General features: G+C 71.6%; 14 protein-coding genes. 4 read left to right on the forward strand and 10 right to left on the reverse strand.

Annotated features, from left to right (window positions below):
• Nucleotides 1-124: 124 nt before the first annotated feature.
• Nucleotides 125-673 (forward strand): pyridoxamine 5'-phosphate oxidase family protein, encoded by a 549-nt coding sequence (locus tag KUM03_RS37420; RefSeq protein ID WP_217255069.1) that lies wholly within the window; start codon nucleotides 125-127, stop codon nucleotides 671-673.
• A 98-nt stretch (nucleotides 674-771) separates the two neighbouring features.
• Nucleotides 772-2,622, forward strand: coding sequence for an ABC transporter ATP-binding protein (locus tag KUM03_RS37425; protein ID WP_217255070.1), 1,851 nt, complete (start codon nucleotides 772-774; stop codon nucleotides 2,620-2,622).
• Here the strand turns inward: KUM03_RS37425 and KUM03_RS37430 are convergent.
• Genes KUM03_RS37430 through KUM03_RS37440 form a run of 3 tightly spaced genes read right to left on the reverse strand, consistent with a single transcriptional unit; the run spans nucleotide 2,619 to nucleotide 6,984 of the window.
• A complete protein-coding gene (locus tag KUM03_RS37430; RefSeq protein ID WP_217255071.1) occupies nucleotides 2,619-3,416 on the reverse strand; it encodes an inositol monophosphatase family protein in 798 nt (265 codons plus the stop codon). The genes KUM03_RS37425 and KUM03_RS37430 overlap by 4 nt on opposite strands.
• Before the next feature lie 24 nt (nucleotides 3,417-3,440).
• On the reverse strand, nucleotides 3,441-5,447 hold the full coding sequence (locus tag KUM03_RS37435) for a CocE/NonD family hydrolase (RefSeq protein ID WP_217255072.1): 2,007 nt from the start codon (nucleotides 5,445-5,447) through the stop codon (nucleotides 3,441-3,443).
• A gap of 31 nt (nucleotides 5,448-5,478) precedes the next feature.
• A complete protein-coding gene (locus KUM03_RS37440) occupies nucleotides 5,479-6,984 on the reverse strand; it encodes a peptide MFS transporter (protein ID WP_217255073.1) in 1,506 nt (501 codons plus the stop codon).
• A 178-nt stretch (nucleotides 6,985-7,162) separates the two neighbouring features.
• Between KUM03_RS37440 and KUM03_RS37445 the strand changes: the two genes are divergently transcribed.
• Nucleotides 7,163-7,960, forward strand: coding sequence for a VOC family protein (locus tag KUM03_RS37445; RefSeq protein WP_217255074.1), 798 nt, complete (start codon nucleotides 7,163-7,165; stop codon nucleotides 7,958-7,960).
• Between the two features lie 23 nt (nucleotides 7,961-7,983).
• Here KUM03_RS37445 and KUM03_RS37450 read toward each other — a convergent pair whose 3' ends face one another.
• A complete protein-coding gene (locus tag KUM03_RS37450) occupies nucleotides 7,984-9,165 on the reverse strand; it encodes a serine hydrolase (protein ID WP_217255075.1) in 1,182 nt (393 codons plus the stop codon).
• Between the two features lie 206 nt (nucleotides 9,166-9,371).
• Between KUM03_RS37450 and KUM03_RS37455 the strand changes: the two genes are divergently transcribed.
• On the forward strand, nucleotides 9,372-9,950 hold the full coding sequence (locus KUM03_RS37455; protein WP_217255076.1) for a dihydrofolate reductase family protein: 579 nt from the start codon (nucleotides 9,372-9,374) through the stop codon (nucleotides 9,948-9,950).
• A gap of 19 nt (nucleotides 9,951-9,969) precedes the next feature.
• Here KUM03_RS37455 and KUM03_RS37460 read toward each other — a convergent pair whose 3' ends face one another.
• The 6 genes from KUM03_RS37460 to KUM03_RS37485 form a co-directional block, all read right to left on the reverse strand.
• A complete protein-coding gene (locus KUM03_RS37460; protein ID WP_217255077.1) occupies nucleotides 9,970-12,369 on the reverse strand; it encodes a SpoIIE family protein phosphatase in 2,400 nt (799 codons plus the stop codon).
• Between the two features lie 72 nt (nucleotides 12,370-12,441).
• The gene (locus KUM03_RS37465; RefSeq protein WP_217255078.1) at nucleotides 12,442-15,087 is read right to left on the reverse strand and encodes a SpoIIE family protein phosphatase; all 2,646 of its coding nucleotides are present in this window, start codon (nucleotides 15,085-15,087) and stop codon (nucleotides 12,442-12,444) included.
• An 86-nt stretch (nucleotides 15,088-15,173) separates the two neighbouring features.
• Nucleotides 15,174-17,294: a choline BCCT transporter BetT gene (gene betT, locus KUM03_RS37470; protein WP_217255079.1), complete on the reverse strand. Its 2,121-nt coding sequence runs from the start codon at nucleotides 17,292-17,294 to the stop codon at nucleotides 15,174-15,176.
• Entirely contained in the window at nucleotides 17,291-18,853 is a 1,563-nt protein-coding gene (locus tag KUM03_RS37475) for a GMC family oxidoreductase (protein ID WP_217255080.1), read from the reverse strand. Before KUM03_RS37475 ends, betT begins: the two co-directional genes overlap by 4 nt.
• Nucleotides 18,854-18,894: 41 nt before the next feature.
• Entirely contained in the window at nucleotides 18,895-20,361 is a 1,467-nt protein-coding gene (locus tag KUM03_RS37480) for an aldehyde dehydrogenase family protein (protein ID WP_217255081.1), read from the reverse strand.
• Nucleotides 20,362-20,407: 46 nt separating this feature from the next.
• A complete protein-coding gene (locus KUM03_RS37485) occupies nucleotides 20,408-21,262 on the reverse strand; it encodes an alpha/beta fold hydrolase (protein WP_217255082.1) in 855 nt (284 codons plus the stop codon).
• Nucleotides 21,263-21,321: the final 59 nt, after the last annotated feature.

Genomic DNA, 21,321 nt, shown 5'->3' on the forward strand with positions numbered 1-21,321 from the left:
CGTGCATGCCTACGGTACCGGACAGCGAATTCACGTTCGGTGCTCCGGCGTTGAGCGCCCGGGGCCACGGTCGCACCGGCGAGCCTCGCCCCGCGCCCCAGGACGAAGGGGGGAGGATTCCGGCATGACACCGAAGCATCCCAAGACCGAGCTCGACGCCCGCTACAGCGCCGCACTCAACCCGCGTCCGGGCGCGGAGGATGTCACCGCCACGGAATGGGCCGAGGCCGAGCGGCGACTGCGCGCCGCCGAGATCTTCTGGATCACCACGGTCCGGCCGGACGGTCGCCTCCACGTCACGCCGCTGATCGCCGCCTGGCACGACGGCGCGCTGCACTTCAGCACCGGGTCGGGGGAACAGAAGGCCGAGAACCTGGCGGGCAATGCCCATTGCGTACTCACCACGGGGAACAACACGTTCTCCGAAGGCCTCGACATCGTGGTCGAGGGCACGGCGGAGCGGGTGACGGATCCGGCACGGCAGGACGAGGTCATCGCCGCGTTCGAGGAGCAGTACGGGGACCGCGTAGCCTCCCCGGAGGGGCCCTTCCACGGCTTCGGCGACAGCATCCGCGAGGGCAACGACCTGCTGTTCGCGGTGGCGCCCGGCACGGCGTACGGCTTCGGGCACGACGGCCAGGTGTTCAGCCACACCCGCTACACCTTCACCTGACCGCCGACGGGTGTCCGGTTCTCGCCTGTCCGGGGTAAATGCCTGGACTGGTGGCGGCTCTTGTAGGGAAACTTCCGGGTCTGAACTCCGGGAGTGTGATGACGCAGACAGCCGCACACGTGACGTCGCCGGGCAGGGGCGCGGTCGTTCTCGCCCTGCGGCGCTACGGCAGGGAACTCCTCCGGCTGCGACGGCCGGCCCTGCCGGCGCTGCTGCTGCCGGCCGTGGGCAACATCGGGATCCGCTACGTCGCGCCCCTGCTGGTCGCCAAACTGGCGGGGCAGGCAGCCGACGGCGGTGGTCTCACGGTCGGTTCGGCACTGCCGTACGTGCTGGGCTTCGGCGCGGTGCTGCTGCTCGCGGAGGCCGTGTGGCGGGTCGGTCAGCACTGCCTGAACCGCGTGGACGCCCTCGGCATGGAGCACCTGTACGTCACCGGCATGGACGAACTCCTCGCCAAGGACGCGTCGTTCTTCCACGACAACTTCGCCGGCTCCCTGACGAAGCGGGTGCTGAGCTTCGGCAAGCGGTTCGAGGACTTCGTCGACACGGTGACGTACCGGATCGTGGGCAACCTCGTGCCGCTGATCTTCGGCGCCGTCGTGCTGTGGCACTACGAACCGCTGCTCGTCGCGGGCCTCCTTCTGATGATCGTGCTGACCGTCGTGGCCGCGGCACCCCTGATCCGTCGCCGTCAGGCACTCGTCAACGACCGTGAGGCGGCCATCGCCCGGGTCTCCGGCCACGTCGCCGACAGCCTCACCAACATGGAGACCATCCGGGCGTTCGCGGCCGAGCGCCGGGAGGCCGACGAGCACCGCCGCCGCGTCGCGGACTCCCGGCGCCTGACGTTGAAGTCCTGGGACTTCGGCAACCTGCGGGTCGACACCCTGATCGCCCCCATGTCCGTGCTGACCAACGTGCTGGGCCTGTTCGTCGCCATCGCCTTCGGCAGCCCGGGGCAGGGTGTGGAGGAGATCGTGGTCGCCTTCACCTACTACTCGAACGCGACCCAGATCATGTTCGAGTTCAACCAGATCTACCGCCGTCTGGAAAGCTCGATGACCGAGGCCGCGCAGTTCACGGAGCTGCTGCTGGATCCGCCCACCGTGCTGGACGCGACCGAGCCCGAGCCGCTCGCCCCGCGGGGCACCGGGGTACGCTTCGAGGCGGTCACCTTCGCCCACGCGGGCACCGAGCCGATCTTCCGGGACCTCGACCTGGACGTGCCCGGTGGCGCGCGGATCGGCCTCGTCGGCAGGTCCGGCGGCGGCAAGACCACCCTCACCCGGCTCCTGCTGCGGATGGCCGACATCGACGCCGGACGCATCCTGATCGGCGGGCAGGACATCAGCCGGCTGCGCCAGACCGACCTGCGCTCACTGATCGCCTACGTCCCCCAGGAACCCGCGATGTTCCACCGCAGCCTGCGGGACAACATCGCCTTCGCCCGGCCCGGAGCCACCGACGAGGAGATCCACGCGGCTGCCGCCGCCGCGCACGTCACGGAGTTCGCCGACCAGCTCCCCGACGGCTTCGCCACCCTGGTGGGGGAGCGGGGAGTGAAACTGTCGGGCGGCCAGCGCCAGCGGGTGGCCCTCGCCCGGGCCCTGCTGCGGGACGCACCGATCCTGCTGCTCGACGAGGCGACCAGCGCGCTAGACTCGGAGAGCGAGCTCCTCGTCCAGGACGCCCTGTGGCGCCTGATGGACGGACGTACGGCTCTCGTGGTCGCCCACCGTCTCAGCACCGTCGCCGGCATGGACCGCCTCGTCGTCCTCGACCGCGGACGCGTCGTCGAGCAGGGCAGCCACGGCGAACTGCTCGCCGCGGACGGCGCCTACGCCAAGCTCTGGCAGCACCAGTCGGGCGGCTTCCTCGGCGAGAACGCCGACCCGGCGCCCGACGGCGACGCCCCCGGGGAGGACCTCGCGAGGCAGTACACCTAGCCGCTGCCGGCGATCATCGACATCAGCAGACCGTGGGTCTCCGCGTCGGCGGCCACGACGAGCCCGCGGCCCGCCTGGCCGAGCGGCCCGCCGTCGATGCCGGTGACGACGCAACCGGCGGCCCGGCACACGGCGAGGCCGGCGGCGAAGTGCACGCTGCCGGACAGGTCCCCGCCATCGGTGACGTACGCGGCACGCCTGCCGGCCGCGACCCAGGCCAGTGCGAGCGTCGTCGACACGACGCGCGGCCGGAACCGCTCGGCGAACCCGGGGTGGGCCAGCAGGTCCACGGCCCGGAACCCGGGCGCGCTCGGAAACGGCGGGTCGAGATTGACGTCGACCAGCCGGGTGGCGGACGTGGGGGTCAGCTGTGCGTCGACCTCGTCGTGCCGCACCCACGCGCTGTCACCGTCGGTGCGGAAGACCTCCCCGCTGAACGGGTCGGCCACGGCCGACGCCCCTTGGCGCAGCGCCACGTTGACGGCCACCAGCATGCTGCCGGAGGCGTAGTTCAACGTGCCGCACAAGGGGTCCACCAGCCACTCGCGTACGGCGGCGACCGGACCTCGCCGCCCGCCCTCCTCGCCGAGCACCGCGTCATCGGGCCGAGCGGCACGGATGACACCGACGATCGCCTTCTCGGCCTCCACGTCGGCGGCGGTGGCGAAATCCCCCGCGCCCTTGTCGAACCGGGACAGCCGCCGGCCGTACATGCGGCGCACCACGTCCGCACCGGCACCGGCCGCGGCCGCCGCGACCCCGGCATCGTCGAGACCCGCGTACGAGCTGATCATGCCGTGCAGAGTACCGACGAGAGGTCAGCGGGCGACCCGCGGGACCCGCCTCTCCCAATTGCGCCGGAAGACGATCTCCTCGCCGTCGCGGCACACCACCTCGTTCGACGTGACGAAGTCCTCGGCGTCGCAGGTGATCTCCGACCGGGTCTCGACCCGTACGTCCCAGGCACGCTCCGGCCGGCGCAGGCGCACGGTCCACTCGGATGCGGCCCGCGCCGACAGCGGGTCGTCCTCCCGGACGGTGTACGTCTCCAGCGCGTCCTCGGTGAACTCCAGGCCGTCCGGGTACACGCGGGTGCCGCCGTAACGCGGATCGACCTCCAGCCGCCATTCGCCCTTGGCGACATCGCGCACCACCAGCCGCTCCGGGCGCTCCTCACCCTCGGCCGGCGGTACGGTGACGCGCAGTGGCTCGGACTGCTCGGGCGGTTCGAAACGGATGCCGGCGTCCTCCGGGTGGGCCCCGCCGTCCCGGACGGGCAGCACGAGTGCCGACCCGGCCGGTTCCAGCACGAAGCCGTCCTCGGAGCCTGCTTGCGGCCAGATCCACGGCCAGTAGGCGGAGGAGACGGCGAGGCGGATGCGGTGCCCGGCGGGGAAGGTGTGGCCGATGCCGTTGAGCTGGAAGGTCACCGTCTCCGTCGCCCCGGGCGGCCAGGGCACGTTGCGGTCCCGGCTCTCGCGGGCGGCGAGGTTGAGCGCGCCGCGGGTCACGAGGGTCGACGAGCCGTCCGGCGCCACGTCGCACAGCCGGGCCACGACCTGCCCGTACGGCACGTCCATCCGCAGCCGCAGGGTCACCTCGGGGCGGCCGAGGATCTCCACCGGGCCGCCGGTGACGGGGAACTCGAAGCTCGCCGAGCGGGCGTCCTCCTCGCGCTGGTCGGGCGGCAGGTCGGCGTCGTTGCCGAACGGGAAGAAGCGGCCGGCGTCGATGCCGGTGTGCTGGGGCGAACGTACGACGACCGGGTCACCGCCGAGGGCGTGGGGCGTGGGGGTCGTGTTCGGGGAGGGCCAGGCGGGGTCGCCGACCCAGCGGCCCGGCAGCTCGGGGTAGACGGTGGCCGGGCGGTGCGACTCGCTGATCCAGGAACGGAGCAGCGGTTCCTCCATCACGCCGGTGTCCCGGCCCTTGAGGTGGTGGTCCCACCAGCGCAGCGTCTCCTGGAGGAAGCCGATCGGCGGACCCGGCGGCAGCCCGCGGTCCGGGTACTGGTGCGACCAGGGACCGATCAGCCCGCGCACCCGGTCGCCGGGCAGGTGCTCCACGAGCCGCAGCACGGTGTCGCGGTACGGGTCGTGCCAGCCGCCGACCGCGAGGACGGCCGCGTCGATCGCGGAGTAGTCCTCGCAGACGCTGCCGTGCTTCCAGTAGTCGTCACGGAGCTGGTGGGACAGCCAGGTGTGGATGAACGGGTCGACCGCCTCCAGCCGCCGCAGCCACATCTGCCGCCACTCCTCCCCGGCGTACGCCGGGTCCGGCGGACGGCAGACGAAGGCGAGCATGGTCGATGCCCAGGCGTGCATGTCGACGCCGAGCACCGAGCCGCCCATGTAGTGCACGTCGTTGTCGTAGCGGTCGTCCGCGGAGCAGACGGTGACGACGGCCTTGAGGGGCTCGGGCGCCAGCGCGGCGATCTGGAGCGAGTTGAAACCGCCCCAGGAGATGCCGAACATGCCGACCTTGCCGTCGCACCAGGGCTGCGCGGCAAGCCACTCGACGACGGCGACGCCGTCGGCCAGCTCGGCGGCGTCGTACTCGTCGCCGGGCAGGCCCTCGCTGTTGCCGTGCCCGCGCACGTCGACGCGGACGGAGGCGTAGCCGTGGCCCGCGTACCAGGGGTGGCGCTGGCTGTCCCGGGGCGCGGTCCAGTCGCTGAGCCGGTATGGCAGGTATTCCAGGAGGGCGGGGACCGGCTCGTCGGTGACCGGCCGCCACACGCGTGCGTAGAGGCGGGTGCCGTCCGGCAGGGGGATGCGGACGTCGTCGTGGGTCGTCTCGTAGGGGAAGTCGGTGCGGATGCGCATGGGGAGGTACACCTTCCGGCGGCCGGGCGGGTCAGTGGACGGGGTGCATCGTGCGCCGCAGCCACGGTGCGAGGGCGACGACGACCAGGCCGAGGACGACGGCGATCGCGCCGTTGACGCCGAAGTACGCGGGGTGGGACACGTCGTCGTAGATCTTCACCACCTGGGCCTGGATGCCGTTGGCGAGGGCCAGGGACAGGAACCACAGGGCCATGGTCTGGCTGGAGAAGGCCTTCGGCGCCAGCTTGCTGCTGGCCGACAGACCTGAGGTCTCCAGGAGGACGTCGCCGAGGCCGAGCAGCAGGTAGGAGCCGACGATCCACCAGGCGGCCATCCGGTAGTCGGTGCCCTCGTGACCCGACGTCGGCACCACCATGAGGAGGAACGACAGGCCGCCGAGGATCACGCCGAACGCGATCTTGTTCGAGGCGTGCGGCTGGCGGCGGCCCATCCGCACCCAGACGGCGGCGACCACGGGCGCCAGCGCCACCTCGAAGGCGCCGAGCGCGGAGGCGTACCAGCTGGAGGGGAAGTCGAACCCGAGGATGTTGGTGTTCGCGTTCGTGGAGGCGAGCAGCATCATCGTCGAGTACGCCTGGAAGAGGATGAAGTTGAACACCACCGAGGCCAGGAAGAGCACGATGTAGGGCCGCAGCCGCCCGCGCTCCTCCGCGGTGACCCTGGGACTGGTGAACATGACCCAGAAGTAGACGACCGGCGCGACGACCGACACGAGCGTGAGGACGTCGACGAACCGTCCCATGGTGAGCCAGCCGGCCCCCGCGAGGACGCCGCACAGCACGGCGAAGGCCACCGCCCCGGCGGCCATCAGCCACACGGCCCGCCGCATGGCCGCCGGGGCCAGGGCGAACTCGGCGGCGTGCTTGCGGCCGGCGAGATGCCGCCGCCCGGCGATGTACTGGATCAGCCCCAGGGTCATGCCGAACGCGGCGGCCGAGAAGCCCCAGTGCCAGCCCTGGTGCTCGCCCAGCCAGCCGGTGATCAGCGGCCCGGCGAACGCGCCGATGTTGATGCCCATGTAGTACAGCGCGAAGCCCGCGTCGCGGCGGTCGTCGTCGGTGCGGTACAGCTTGCCGACCATGGCGGCCACGTTCGGCTTGAGCAGTCCGGTGCCGGCGCTGATCAGGCCCAGGCCGACCCAGGTCATGGTGGCGGTCGGCACGGCCATGGAGTAGTGGCCGAGCGCGATGAGGACGCCGCCCCACAGGACCGCCCGGTAGGAGCCGAGGATGCGGTCGGCGAGCCAGCCGCCCCCGACGGAGACCAGGTAGACGAGGGTGCCGTAGGCCGCCGACACGGACGCGGCGGTCCCGGCGTCCATGCCGAGGCCCTCGTTCGCCACCGAGTCGGCGAAGTACAGGACCAGGATCGCCTGCATGCCCAGGAACGAGAACCGCTCCCAGACCTCCAGGGCGGACAGCGTCAGCAGGCCCTTGGGCTGTCCGAAGAAGGCGCGGTCGTCCTCGGACGGCGGCTGCTCGTCGTCGGCTGTCACGGGGTGGGCACTGTCTGTCATGGTTCCTGTCGCCGGTCGGGGGAGGTTCGCCGGTCAGGAGATCAGGGATCATGCTCGCTTCGCAACTGCGACGTTCGCGTGCCCCTTGTGGGCCGGCGCCCCTCGGCACGGCCGAGGGGCGATTGTCAGTGGTGGGTGTCAGGCTGGGAAGACACAGGAACTGCGAAAGGGAATCGCCGTGATCACCACTGATTTCGCCTCCGGCTCGCCCTGTTGGATCGACCTCGGCGTCCCGGACGTTCCGGCCGCCGCGGCGTTCTACCGCGCGGTCCTGGGCTGGGAGTACGAGCCCATGGGCGAGGGAGAGGGGCCGGAAGGCGGGATGTTCCGCAAGGACGGCAAGATCGTCGCCGGCCTCGGCACCCTCACCGAGGAGGGCGCCCGTCCGGCCTGGATGATCTACCACTCGGTGGCCGACGCCGATGCCACGACCCAGGCGGTGGAGGGTGCGGGTGGCGCGGTGCGGGTTGCGCCGATGGACCTCGAGGACTGGGGCCGGATGGCGCAGTACAGCGATCCGCTGGGCGGCCAGTTCGCCGTCTGGCAGCCGGGGAAGACCAAGGGCGTCGAGCTGGTGGACCAGCCGGGCTCGCTGTGCTGGACGGAGCTGTACACGAGCGACGCCGCCGCGGCCAAGGAGTTCTACGGCGGGGTCTTCGGCTGGCAGTTCGGTGACATGGAGATGCCGGGCGGCGGGGGCACGTACACGCTCATCACGCCCGCCGGGCAGCCCGAGGAGCGGATGCACGGCGGGCTGATGCAGCTGAGGGAGCAGGACCTCGCCCTCGCGGGCGGCCGGCCGTACTGGCACCCGGTCTTCGCCGTCACCGACTGCGACGCCGCCGTCGCCGCGGTCACCGGCAACGGCGGCAGCGTACAGATGGGCCCGGAGGACGCGGAGGGCGTCGGCCGGCTGGCCGTCTGCCTCGATCCGGCGGGCGCGGACTTCGTGGTGCTCCAGCCGAGCGAAGGCTGAAACGGACCACTTCGGACCACCTCTCAGGAGGCGGACGGCTTCTTCCCGCAGAACGCCGCCTCCAGGGTGCCGCCGAGCGCCGTGTTGGCCTGGCCCCGGTTCGAGGTGTTCGCCATCGCGGAGAGGCCGCGCCTGCCGTCCCGGGTCGCGAACGCGTAGGTGTAGTAGCCCTGGACGGTGCCGGTGTGCCCGTACACCCGCGTACCACAGGTGAGGTCGTAGCGGCGCAGGCCGAGCCCGTAGAACCGGGTGTTCGTGGCGTCCGTCGGTGTGACGGTGGTCATGGCGTCGAGCATGCGGGGCGACAGCAGCCTGCCGCGCATCAGCGCGGTCATGAAGGTGTTGAGGTCCGCGGGGGCGGAGATGACCGCCCCGGCCGACTGGGCCCAGGACACCGTCTGCTCCGTGGAGTCCACCAGTGGGGCGCCGGCCTCGTCGGGGTGGAGGTACCCGCGCACGCGCAGCCCCGCGATCCGGGTGTCGGGGTGTACGTACGAGGTGTCGCGCAGCCGGAGAGGGTCGATGATCCGTTGCTGGTACGCGTGCGCCACCGGCCGGCCGGTGACGTTCTCGACGAGCATCCCGGCCACCACGAAGTTGGTGTTCGAGTACTTGTACGCCGCACCGGGCTCGGTGGTGCGCGGCTCGGCGAGGGAGAGGTCCACGAGTTCCCGCTGGCTGAAGACCCGGTTGCGGACGGCCTCGAAGCCGGGCACGGTCTCGTGGAACATCCGGTCCGTGTAGTCCGCCAGTCCGCTGCGGTGGGTCAGCAGGTGCCGCACCGTGATCCGGTCGTCGGGCAGGAGGCCGGGCAGATAGCGGTTGACCGGGGCGTCGAGCGCGAGCCTGCCCTCGTCGACGAGCTGCAGCACCACGACGGCGGTGAAGGTCTTGCTGACACTGCCGACACGGAAACGGGCCCGGACGTCCATGGCCGCGCCCGAGGCGCGGTCGCGGACCCCGGCCGTCCGGGCCCGGACCCCCTCCGGGCCGGTGAACCTGGCCATCGCGCCCGGCGCTCCCTCGGCCACGGCGGCGTGCAGAGCAGCGGCCACGCCCGCCATGTCGGGGGACGGGGCGGCGGCCCGCGCCGCGGCGGGAGAGGCGGGGGCGCCGTACGCCACGGGGGCGGAGGCCACTCCTCCGGCGAGCGCGGCGATCAGGACGGCACCTGCGGTCAGGCGGCGACGCGGTGATGACGGCACGTCAGTCCTCGTTTCGTGAGCGGAGCGGGGAGCCGAAGATCGTGCGGCTCCGGTCCCGGCCCAGTGTGCTGGGTGCCGTGGTCCCGCTCAGGCGTTTCGAGGGCGTTCACACCTCCGTGTCGCGACCGTCCCGGCGGGACGATGACTTTCCGGCGCCGCGCCGGTCATAACCGGTACGCACACGTACTTCGGGAAGGACAAGGCCGATGCCGGACCTCATGGTGGACTTCATCATCTCGCTCGACGGCTACGGGGCCGCGGACGGCTGGCCGGGCCTGTGGGGCATGGACGTGCCCGAGTACCTCGCCTGGCTCGACGAGGACTCCGCGGGCGGCCACACCACGCTGATGGGTGCGACGACGTACCGGCTGATGTCCGGCTTCGCCGCCGAGATGGCCGACGACCCCGTGTTCGTGAAGCTCACGGCGACGCCGAAGGTGGTGTTCTCCTCGACCCTGGAGTCCCCGCCGGCCTGGGCCAACACGGAGCTGGTCCGCGGGGACGCCGCCGAAACCGTGCGGGACCTCAAACGCCGCGGCTCCCGGCCCCTGCGCACCCTCGGCAGCGTCAGCCTGTGCCGGTCGCTCCTGCGGGCCGGTGCGGTCGACCGGTTCCGGGTGGTCGTCTTCCCGGTCATCACCGGCGCCAGCGGGAGGGACCGCGTCTTCGACGAGTATCCGGACGTCGCCCTGGACCTGGTCGAGCACCGCACCTTCGACGGCCGGCTCCAACTGCTGGAGTACGCCCCCACGGTGCTCGACGGTCCGCCCGGCGCCGATGGCTAGCCGACGCGGGGCGGGCCCGTCAGCCCGGTTCGGGAAGGGCCTGTTCGGTCCAGATGGTCTTGCCGGAGCCGGAATAGCGTGTGCCCCAGCGCTGGACGAGTTGCGCGACGATGAACAGCCCCCGCCCGCCCTCGTCGTCCTCGCCGCTGTGCCGCAGGTGCGGTGACGTGTGACCGGTGTCGGCGACCTCGCACCACAGGGTGCGGTCACGGATGAGGCGTACCTGGACCGGCCCTTCGGCGTACCTGACCGCGTTGGTCACCAGCTCGCTGACGACCAGCTCGGTCGTGAAGGACAGTTCCTCCAGGCCCCACCGGTGCAGTTGCCGCGCGGTCAGGTCCCTGAACCGGCCGGCGGTGACCGGTTCGGCGGCGAGCTCCCACTCGGCCACCTGCGTGGTGTCGAGTTCGCGGGTGCGGACGAGCAGCAGCGCGGTGTCGTCGGCCGTCGACCCGCCCGGCAGGAGTTCCGCCACCACCCGGTCGCACAGTTCGTCCAGGGACGCGCACCGCTCGCTCAGTACCCGCCCCAGGACGGCGAGCCCGTGATCGATGTCGCGGTCGCGGGCCTCGACCAGACCGTCCGTGAAGAGGGCCAGCAAACTGCCCACCGGCAGTTCGACCTCCAGGGACTCGAACGGCAGGCCGCCCAGACCAAGGGGCGGACCGGCAGGCAGGTCCGGGAAGGACACCCGGCCGTCGGGGGCGACGACCGCCGGCGGCAGATGCCCGGCCCTGGCCATGACACAGCGCCGCGAGACCGGGTCGTAGACCGCGTAGAGACAGGTCGCCCCGGTGGTCACATCGGCGTGGGTGCCGTCCGGCATGCCCATCTCCCCCCACTGCTCCTCCGCCGACTGCGCCACCAGGTCGTCGAGCCGTGACAGCAGCTCCACCGGGTCCATGTCCATCTGGGCGAACGCGTGGACGGTCGTACGCAGCCGCCCCATGGTGGCGGCCGCCTGCAACCCGTGGCCGACCACGTCCCCGACCACGAGCCCGACCCGGGCCCCGGACAGCGGGATGACGTCGAACCAGTCACCGCCGACGCCGGTCACGTCGTCCGTGGGCAGGTACCGGTAGGCCAGGTCGCCCGCCGACCCCTCGGGCAGCTTCTGGGGCAGCAGCTGGCGCTGCAGGGTCAGTGCGGCGGTGCGCTCACGGGTGAATCGCCGGGCGTTGTCGATGGACACGGCCGTGCGGGCGACCAGCTCGTCGGCGAGCGCCACCTCGCCGCCGTCGAAGACGGCCGCTCCGGCGCCGCGGACGAAGGTGACGAGTCCCAGCATGCCGTCACCCGCCCGGAGCGGCACGACGAGAGTCGTGTCGTCGAGTACGAGCCCACCGGAGGAGAGACAACGGTCCTGCGGCGAACCGGGCGGGTACTCCACGGGCGAGCGCTCCGGGACGGGCGAGGGCGAAGACGTCGCTCCCGACCCTGCGGCGTCGTCCTCGGCCGAGCAGCGGGCGGCCCGGACCAGAGGCGCCTGCGTCACGCCGCTGCCGGCCGGGACCTCGCCCTCCAGCACCTCGCCGGCCAGGTCGACCGTGACCGTGGTGGCGAAACCCGGCACCGCCACCTCGGTGACCTTCCGGGCGGTGACCATCACGTCGAGGGCGGTGCCGATCCCGCGGCCCGCCTCGACGAGCAGGGCGAGCCGCTGCTGTGCCCGGTGGCGGTCGGTGATGTCGAACGCGTCCTCGCAGACCCCGAAGACGTGGCCGTCGGCGTCCTGGAGCCGGTAGTAGGCGCAGGACCAGAGGTGGTCCGTTTCCGGGTCGCTGGGCGGCCGGCCCCGGAAGTGCAGGTCCAGGAAGGGCTCCCCGGTGTCGAGTACCCGGCGCATGACCGCTTCCAGCGTGGGCGGATGCCCCTTGGTCACGAACCTTCCACCGGCGTACAGCTCGTCGGCCCGGCGCCCCCGGAACTCGGCGAACGGACGTCCGATCTCCCGTTCGTACGCCGTGTTGCACCAGATCAGACGCAGATCGGTGTCGTAGACGGCGAGGCCGACGGGTGACTGGGTGGCCAGTCCGTCGAACAGCGCCAGCCGGAAGTCCCACAGCCGGAAGTCCTTCAGCTCGGTGGCGATGAGAACGCGCTCCGCCGTGCCGGAGCCGGACAGGGGAGACACCGCGGTGGCGAGGACCAGCTCGAGCCCGTCCCGCCTCCGGGCGGTGCGCGTCTCGTTCCCCCGGAGCCGGTGGGACAGCGGGGCGACGGAGGCGCTCGGGCCGGGCGACAGGAAGGTGGACAGGGGACGGCCGACGACCTCCTCCGGCCGGTAGCCGAGCAGCCGCTCCGCCGCCGGGCTCCACCCGACGACCGTGTCCCGGGCGTCGATGACCATCGTGGCGGCCCTGGAGACGTCGAGAGGACCCCGGAGGTCAGCGTTCTCGTCCGCGTTCCATGCAGCCATAGCCGGTACCAGCCCCGTTCCTCCCCTACAGAATCCGCCGTCCCCCGGGTGGGCACAACCGCAGCCCCACGGTCACAGTTCGTCGAGGTCCGGGAACGCGGCGAGATCGGGCAGCGCCCCCTCGGCCGAGGGCGGTTCCGTCAGGGACTGCTCCGTCCACACGACCTTGCCGGTCGCGGTGTAGCGCGTCCCCCAGCGCTGGGCGAGCTGAGCCACGAGGAACAGTCCGCGTCCGCCCTCGTCGGTCGTGGCCGCCCGGCGCAGATGGGGGGAGGTGCTGCTGCCGTCGGACACCTCGCAGATGAGCGCACGCTCGTGGAACAACCGGACGTGGATCGGTTCGGAACCGTGCCGGATCGCGTTCGTGAGCAGTTCGCTGAGCACGAGTTCCGTGGTGAACGCGAGGTCGTCCAGCCCCCAGGCGGCCAGTTGACGGCTGCACGCGTTGCGGACCGTGCCGACGGCGGCCGGGTCACGGGGAACGTCCCAGTCGGCGACGTGCGCGCGGTCCAGCAGCCTGGTGCGGGCGACGAGCAGTGCGACGTCGTCGCGGCGGTGCTCGGGCAGCAGGCCGTCGAGCACCGCCTCGCAGATCTGCTCCGGAGTACGCTCCTGCGCGTCCGCGAGTGTGCCGCGCAGTATCGCCAGCCCCGTGTCGATGTCGCGGTCGCGCCGCTCGACCAGACCGTCGGTGTAGAGGACGAGGGTGCTGCCCTCCGGCAACCGCAGTTCGGCGGACTCGAAGGGGAGGCCGCCCAGCCCCAGGGGCGGGGCGAGCGGCACGTCGGGGGTCTCCACCGTGCCGTCGGGATGGACCAGCATGGGGGCGAGGTGCCCGGCCCGGGAGATGCTGCACAGGCCGGAAACCGGGTCGTGCACCGCGTAGAGGCAGGTCGCGCCGGTGACCGCCTCCCCGCTTCGGCCCTCGGGATCCTCCTGGTCGAGACGGCTGACCAATTCGTCGAGGTGGGTCAGGAGTTCGTCCGGGGGAAGGTCGAGCGTCGAGAAGTTCTGCACGGCGGTGCGCAGCCGGCCCATGGTCGCCGCCGCGTGCAGTCCGTGCCCGACGACGTCACCGACCACGAGCGCCACCCGGGCGCCGGGCAGGGGGATCACGTCGAACCAGTCGCCGCCGACCCGTGCCTGGGCGGGCAGGTAGCGGTAGGCGATGTCGAGGGCGTTCTGGTGGGGCAGGGCGTGCGGCAGGAGGCTGCGCTGCAGGGTTTCCGCCATCGTGTGCTCGCGGGTGAAGCGGCGGGCGTTGTCGATGGCGACCGCGGCACGGGCGGTCAACTCCTCGGCGAACGTCAGGTCCTCCTGACCGAAGGGCTCCGAGGTCTCGGTGCGCCAGAAACGGGCCATGCCCAGAGGGATGCCGCGGGCCTGCAACGGCACCGTGACCAGCGAGCTGATGCCGTACGCGCGGACGCCCGCCGGATCGGTCTCCAGCACCGCGTGCCCACCGGTCGGCACCGCGGCCGCCGGCGTATCCGTGACGTCGAACGGGACGACGCTGCCGACGGGCCGGAACGGATGGTCCGCCCGGACACCGCGCAGGACCGCGCGCCGCAGCCGGCCAGGGGGGCCGGACGGCTCCTCGCCGCGCGTCACGGCGCCCAGCAGGTCCACGGTGACGAAGTCGGCGAACCGCGGCACGGCCACATCCGCCAGCTCTTCCGCCGTCCGGACCACGTTCAGCGTGGTGCCGACGCGCACCCCTGCCTCATGGAGGATGTTCAGCCGCTCACGGGCCGTCTCCGCCGTGCCGGCCAGGGCTCGCAGCTCCGTGGTGTCCCGCAGCGTCGTCACGTTCCCGGAGGGGCCGCCGTACGGGGCGGTGTGCCTGGTGTTGACGGACACCAGGCGGTCTCCGGCCAGGTGCACCTGGTCCGTCACGGGACGGTCCGAGCAGAGCAGTTCGACCGTGGCGTGGTTCAGGCCCAGCTCCGTGATGTGCCGTCCGTCGGCGTCCTTGGGCAGGTCCAGCAGCCGTCGTGCCTCGTCGTTGGCCAGGACCAGGCGGCCGTCGCCGCCGGTGATGAGCACTCCCTCGCGGACGGCGTGCAGCACCGCGTCGTGGTGTTCGTACATCCGGGTCATCTCGCTCGGCCCGATGCCCCGCGTCTGACGTCGCAGCCGTCGGCTGACCAGGGCGGCACTGCCGACGGCGAGGAGCAGCGCGACACCTGCCGAGGCCGCGATCACCGGGATCTGCCCCCGCAGGGACTCCCCGACCGTCTCCAGGGTCACCCCTGCCGCGACCAGCCCCACGACCGATCCGTCATCACCGGTGACCGGCACGACCGCGCGCGCCGCGTCCGACGGATCGCCCTCGTAGATCTCGGTGAACGGCTCGCCCCGCGCCGCTCGCTCCACACCGTCCGCCGGCACACCGATCAGTCCCGGGTCGGTGTCCGCGTAACGAGTGCCGTCCGGCGCCATGACGACGATGAAATCCACCCCCGTTCCCCTGTGCGCCGCTGCCACGTGCGGCTGCAACCTGGCCGTCGGATCATCGGACTCCAGCGCCGCCGCGATACCCGGTGAGTGCGCCAGCGTCTCCGCCACAGCGCGTGACCGCGCCTGCGCGTCCTGTTCGGCGTCGTTGCGCGCCTGGAGGGTCAGCCCCACGACGGCCGCCAGGATAAGGATCACGGCGACGGCGACCTGCAGGAAGAGCACCTGCCCCGCGACGCTGCGCCCACGCAAGCCCTGCATGCACCCTTTGTAGCACTTTCCTGCTGAATGCCCCGTAAGCGCATGACGGTGGATGCCGAACGGCCCACACGCCTCCGCCACCCGGACTACTCCGGGAGGTGTGCCTCCGGGTCGTCGGGGCGGTGGTCGGGCAGGGCCGACCGGCTGGTCGCCTCGTGGTGCAAGCGCAAGAACTCCAGATGGCGCTCGTACTGGTCGAGAACGTCGGCGATGAGCTGCTCCCTGGTGTAGCCCATCACGTCGTAGCCCTGGTTGCCCTCGGACAGCTGGACCTCGAAGCGCACATAGGTGTCGTGGGTGCTGACCGAGCGGGTCGCGAACCCGGGGGTCGGCGTCTCCACGGGCCACACCCGGTAGACGAACACGTCGCTCGGCCCGATCGGTACCTGCAGGCCGGTGTGCGAGAGGCCGTTCTCCTCGCTGACGCCTTCCAGGAGCGTGGCCTGCGCGCCCTGCTCCCGCAGCTCCCCGGCGACGTCGCGGAAGGCCGGACGGCACACGTCGTCGACGAAGCGGAGAGCCGCCCGCCGGCCGGGGAAGGTCGTGGCCCGCGCCAGCCGCTGCCGCCAGTTCCGAGTACCCGGCGGGCCCTGCTGAGTGGTGCGCCCGGACAGCGACGCCGGGAGTGAGGTGGTGAGCGCCTCTTCCCGCATGCGTTCGGTGCGCAGCGCCAGATAGAGCCCGATCATGATCAGGAACATGACGACGGAGAAGGGCAGACCCATGATGATGGTGGCGTCGGTCAGCGCCTGGACCCCTCCCACGAGGAGCATGGCGAGGGTGAGCAGGCCTGTCGTCAGGGCCCAGAAGATGCGCAGCCAGGGAGCGGCGTCCGTCACCGGGGTCGGCAGTTCGGAACTGAGATTGCCCATGACGAGCGCACCGGAGTCGGCGGAGGTCACGTACAGCAGCAGCCCGACGAACGTCGCGAGGCCGGCGCTGAACAACGCGCCCGGGTACTGCTCCAGCAGCCCGTAGAAGCCCTGCTCGGGCAGGGCCATCGCGGTCCGGCCGAACTCGGCGTTCCCGTCCCGCACGACGAACAGCGCGCTGTTGCCGAAGACCGCCAGGAAGAGACCGGTGAACAGGAACGGGATGATCAGCGTCGCGGCGACGAACTGACGCAGGGTGCGGCCGCGGGAGATCCGTGCCAGGAACAGGCCCACGAACGGCGCCCAGGCGATCCACCAGGCCCAGAAGAAGAGCGTCCACGCGTTCAGCCACTCGGTGGGCTGGTCGTAGGCGAAGGTGTTCAGGGTCATCGAGGGGAAGCCGCTGACGTAGTCCCCGACGTTCTGCACCAGCGCGTTGAGCAGCCGGAAGGGTTCGCCCACGATCAGGATGTAGAGCATGAGCAGGACCGCGAGGAGGACGTTGAGCTGGGACATCCGCCGGATTCCCTTGTCGACGCCCGCCACGGCGGACACCGTGGCCATCACCACCGCCACCACGATCAGGGCGATCTGCGCGGGCAGCCCCTCCGGTACGTCGAACAGGACCTTCAGCCCGTAGTTGAGCTGTACGACGCCGATGCCGAGCGACACGGAGATGCCGAACACGGTGCCGATGATGGCCGCCAGGTCCACGGCGTCGCCGATCCGTCCGTGGATGCGGCGGCCGATGACCGGGTAGAGCGCGGAGCGGATCGCCAGCGGCAGCCGGTAGCGGAAGGCGAAGTAGCCGAGCACCATGCCCATGAGGGCGTACATGGCCCAGCCGGTGATGCCGTAGTGGAACAGTGTCCACACCACCGCCTGACGTGCCGCCTCGATGGTCTCCGGGGAGCCCTGCGGCGGCGCGAGGTAGTGGCTGACCGGTCCGGCGACGGAGAAGAACATCAGGTCGATGCCGATACCCGCCGCGAACAGCATCGCCGCCCAGGCGAACAGGCCGTAGTCCGGCTTGTAGTGCTTCGGGCCCAGCTTGACCGTGCCGTACTTGGACACGCCGATGAACACGACGAACACCAGGTACAGCGTCGCCGCGAGGAAGTAGTACCAGCCGAACCAGGACGAGATCTTGTCCACGGCGACGCCGATGGCCTTCTCCGCCCCGGAGGGCGTGACGATCGCCCACAGCGAGATCGCGAGGATCAGCGCGGCCGAACCGAAGAAGACCACGGGCTTGAGCGTGCCCGTACCCGCCGGAGCGGCTTCCTCGGCCGCTTCCTCCGGTGTGTGAGGGGCGTGCTGCGGGCCGCCGGTCATGACTGTCTCCGCGGACCGGAGCCGCCGGTGAGCAGGTCGGCGGCGCGTTCGGCGACGAGCAGCACCGTCACCATGGGGTTGATGGTGGGCATGGTCGGGAACACCGACGCGTCCACGACGCGTACGCCGTCCACGCCGCGCAGCCTGAGCTCCGGGTCGCAGACGGCCATCGGGTCGTCCGCCGCCCCCATCCGGCAGGTGCCCGCCGGGTGGTAGACGGTGTGCGCGGCACGGCGCCCGTACTCCGACAGACCGTCGTAGGAGGTCACGTCGGGGCCGGGCGCCACCTCGCGCACCAGCCAGTCGCGCAGCGGATCGGTGGCGGCGACCTCGCGGGCGACCCGCAGACCGTCGACGATGGTCCGCTCGTCGTGTCCTTCGGGGTCGGTGAAGTAGCGGAAGTCGAGCGCGGGATGCTCTGCGGGGTTGCTGCTGCGCAGCCACATGCGTCCGGTGGACCGGGCACGCGGGACGTTCGGTGTCATGCACACCCCGTGTTCCGGTGCGGGGTAGCCGAGGCGTTCGGTGTTGACGGTGAACGGCACCTGGTAGAAGTGGAACATCAGGTCCGGCCGCGGCTGTCCTGCCTCGCGCCGCAGGAACAGTCCGGCGTCGGAGTCCATCGCGGAGTTCGGCGGCAGCGGGCCGGCCGTCTCCCAGACGATCACCGACTCGGGATGGTCCAGCAGGTTCTCGCCCACCCCGGGCAGGTCGGCCCGCACGTCGATGCCCAGGCCGCGCAACTGGTCGGCGGGTCCGATGCCGGAGAGCATCAGCAGCCGCGGGGTGTCGATCGCTCCCGCGCACAGGAGCAGTTCGCGTTCCGCGCGCACGGTGGCGGGGAGGCCGTCGGGACCGCGGACGGCGACGCGGGTCGTCCGCCCCGTCTCGTCGGTGAGCAGACGGTGGGCCCAGGTCTCCAGGCGGACGGTGAGGTTCGGGCGGTCGAGCACGGGATGCAGGTAGGCGACGGAGGCGGAGGAGCGCAGGTTGCCCTCCGGCTCGTAGGCCAGGGAGAAGAAACCGACGCCGTCGGCGAAGGGTTCGGCGTTGAAGTCGTCGACGACCGGGACGCCGAGGGCGCGCGAGGCGGCGGTGACGAAGTCCTTCGCGATGGGATTGCGGTCCGCCTCGGCCACCGGCACGATGCTGGTGCGCAGCCGGTCCCGGTAGGGGAGCACGGTCCCCGGGTCCCAGCCGGCGCAGCCCCGGGCCACCCAGTCGTCGAGGTCCTGGGGGAGGGGCATGAAGCTGATCAGTGTGTTGTGGGACGAGCAGCCGCCGAGCACGCGGGCCCGCGAGTGCAGGATGTGGGAGTTGCCGCGCGGCTGCTCGACGGTGGTGTAGCCGTAGTCGAACTCCGAGCCGAGCAGGTTGATCCAGTTGCGCAGGCGCAGGATCCGGTCGTCCCCGACATCGCTGGGGCCGCCCTCCACGACGCAGACGCGGCAGTCCGGGTCCTCGCTCAGGCGCGCGGCGAGCACGCAGCCGGCGGTGCCGCCGCCGACGATGACGTAGTCGTAGGCGGTCTCCGGACCGTGCGGGGTGGGGGTGGCCATCGGGTGCCTTTCGTCCGTTCGGGGAACGCGGTGTGCCGGGTTCAGCCCTTGAACCAGCCGGAGGGCGCGGGGGAGAGGTTCTGGTAGATGTGCTTGGCCTCCTGGTACTCCCTCAGCCCGGAGGGCCCCAGCTCACGCCCCACGCCCGAGTGACCGAAGCCGCCCCACTCCGCCTGCGGCACGTAAGGGTGGAAGTCGTTGATCCACACGGTGCCGTGCCGCAGCCGCTGTGCGACGCGCTGGGCGCGGCTCGCGTCGGAGGTCCACACGCCGCCGGCCAGGCCGTAGCGGGTGTCGTTGGCCAGTTGCACCGCCTCGTCCTCGGTGCGGAAGCGCTCGACGGTGACGACCGGGCCGAAGACCTCCTCCTGGACGATGCGCATGGACCTGTCGCAGTCGGCGAACACGGTCGGCAGCAGGAAGTAGCCACGGCTCAGCGCGGGATCGTCCGGACGGGCGCCCCCGGTGACCAGCCGGGCGCCCTCCTCCAGGGCAGCGGCGATGTGCCGCTCGACCTTGTCACGGTGCTCCGCGGAGCTGAGCGGTCCGCTCTCCGTGTCCTCGTCCAGGCCGTTGCCGAGCCGGATCGCCCGGGCCCGGCCGGCGAGGGCCTCGACGAACCTGTCGTACAGGCCGTCCTGCACCAGCAGGCGGGAACCGGCGGAACAGACCTGGCCGGAGTGGAGGAAGGCAGCGTCCAGCGCGTAGTCCACGGCGGCGGCGAAGTCCGCGTCCTCGAAGACGACGTTGGGGTTCTTGCCGCCCAGTTCGAGAGCCACCTTCTTCGGCCCCTCGGCGGCCGCCGCCATGATGCCGCGTCCGGTGGCGAGGCCGCCGGTGAAGGACACCAGGTCCACCTCGGGGTGGCTGGTGAGGGCGGCGCCGACGGTCGCCCCGGCTCCCAGGACCAGGTTGACGACGCCGGGTGGCGCCCCGGCCTCCTCGATGAGCCGGATCATGGTGATCGTGGTGAGTGGAGTGACCTCGCTCGGCTTGAGGACGATCGTGTTCCCGGCGGCCAGCGCCGGCGCCACCTTCCACGACGCCTGGAGCAGCGGGTAGTTCCAGGGCGCGATGAGGGCGCACACCCCGACCGGCTGGTGGACGACGCGGCTGAGGACGTCGGGGCCGACGTCCACGACCCGGCCGCCGTCCTTGTCGGCCAGTTCGCCGTAGTAGCGGAAGGCGTTCGCCACGTCCTCCACGTCGAGACGCGCCTCGGTCAGCGTCTTGCCGGTGTCCAGCGTCTCGGTACGGGCGATGTCCTCCTTGTCGCGCAGCAGCAGGGAGTGCACGCGCAGCAGCAGGTCGGCCCGTCGGCGGGTGGGGAGGTCCGCCCACTCCTCCTCGTCGAAGGCCCGGCGAGCGGCCCGTACCGCGCGGTCCGCGTCGGAGGCGTCCGCCTCGTCGACGGTGGTGACCACGGAGGCGTCGTACGGGTTGAGCACCTCGCGCCGCCCGCCGGCCTCCGGCCGGGTCCACTCACCGTCGATGTACAGGTCGCTCACCGTGGAATCTCCTCTGCGACGGACCGGACCCGAGCAAATCGGGACATTACCCTCTGCTGCCGTGTGAGGGTCTGTTGAGCGGCCCTTCGGAGTGACGCGATACCCGGTCGGCGAAGGCGAGCAGCAGGTCGGCGGTGCGCCGCGGTTCCTCCAGGATGGGCGTGTGTCCGGCACCCGGCAGTATCTCCACCTCCGCCCCGGGTACCGCGCGGTAGTCGGCGGCGGAGGAAGGGCACCATCTGCGGTCCTGGTCGCCGAAGATCACCAGAAGCGGTTTGCCGAGGACCGCCAGCCGGTCGGGGAGCGCCTGCCGGCTCAGGTAGGCGGTGGACGCCTGCATGGCGGCGGTGACCGCGTGGTAGGTCATCCCGCGCAGGTCGTTGACGAGTTCCTGTGGGATCGGGTGACCCGCGCGGAATCCGGTGCTCGCGAACCGGCGGATCTGGTCGTCGGCCGGTGGCCACCGTGCGGGATCGAGTCCGGGGCCGTCCGGGGCGATGAAGACGTCCATGCCGGGGCCGGTGTTGACGAGTGCCAGCGCGGTCACCAGGCCGGGCCGCTGCTCGGCGAGGGCGGTGACGGCGTAGCCGCCACTGGAGTGGCCGACGGCCAGAACCTGCTCGACGCCGAGCCGGTCCAGCGCCGTGCCGAGGGTGCGTGCCTGCTCGGAGGTGTTGTAGTCACGGTCGGCCGGTTCGGCCGAGCGGCCGTGGCCCGGGAGGTCGATCCGGATGACATGATGGGAGCCGGTCAGCAGCGGAACGAGCGCGTTCCAGGAACGGCTCGAGGTGGCGGAGCCGTGGATGAGCAGGAGAGCGGGGGCGTCACGGGGGCCGTCCTGGCAGACGTGGAGGTCGCCGCTCTCCAGGTGCAGCACCGAACTCTCGGTGTGAGGAGTCATGAGCCCACTGTCGCCTGCGGTGCGTGCCCACGGCTTGGACGAATGTTCCCCGCGGCCGC

This window comes from Streptomyces sp. AC602_WCS936, from assembly GCF_019049125.1.
Classification (GTDB): Bacteria; Actinomycetota; Actinomycetes; order Streptomycetales; family Streptomycetaceae; genus Streptomyces.

Coding starts and splice junctions, on each gene's coding strand:
- KUM03_RS37420 (WP_217255069.1), top strand. CDS start 125: ATGACACCGAAGCATCCCAAGACCGAGCTCGACGCCCGCTACAGCGCC.
- KUM03_RS37425 (WP_217255070.1), top strand. CDS start 772: ATGACGCAGACAGCCGCACACGTGACGTCGCCGGGCAGGGGCGCGGTC.
- KUM03_RS37430 (WP_217255071.1), bottom strand. CDS start 3,416: ATGATCAGCTCGTACGCGGGTCTCGACGATGCCGGGGTCGCGGCGGCC.
- KUM03_RS37435 (WP_217255072.1), bottom strand. CDS start 5,447: ATGCGCATCCGCACCGACTTCCCCTACGAGACGACCCACGACGACGTC.
- KUM03_RS37440 (WP_217255073.1), bottom strand. CDS start 6,984: ATGACAGACAGTGCCCACCCCGTGACAGCCGACGACGAGCAGCCGCCG.
- KUM03_RS37455 (WP_217255076.1), top strand. CDS start 9,372: ATGCCGGACCTCATGGTGGACTTCATCATCTCGCTCGACGGCTACGGG.
- KUM03_RS37460 (WP_217255077.1), bottom strand. CDS start 12,369: ATGGCTGCATGGAACGCGGACGAGAACGCTGACCTCCGGGGTCCTCTC.
- KUM03_RS37465 (WP_217255078.1), bottom strand. CDS start 15,087: ATGCAGGGCTTGCGTGGGCGCAGCGTCGCGGGGCAGGTGCTCTTCCTG.
- betT (WP_217255079.1), bottom strand. CDS start 17,294: ATGACCGGCGGCCCGCAGCACGCCCCTCACACACCGGAGGAAGCGGCC.
- KUM03_RS37475 (WP_217255080.1), bottom strand. CDS start 18,853: ATGGCCACCCCCACCCCGCACGGTCCGGAGACCGCCTACGACTACGTC.
- KUM03_RS37485 (WP_217255082.1), bottom strand. CDS start 21,262: ATGACTCCTCACACCGAGAGTTCGGTGCTGCACCTGGAGAGCGGCGAC.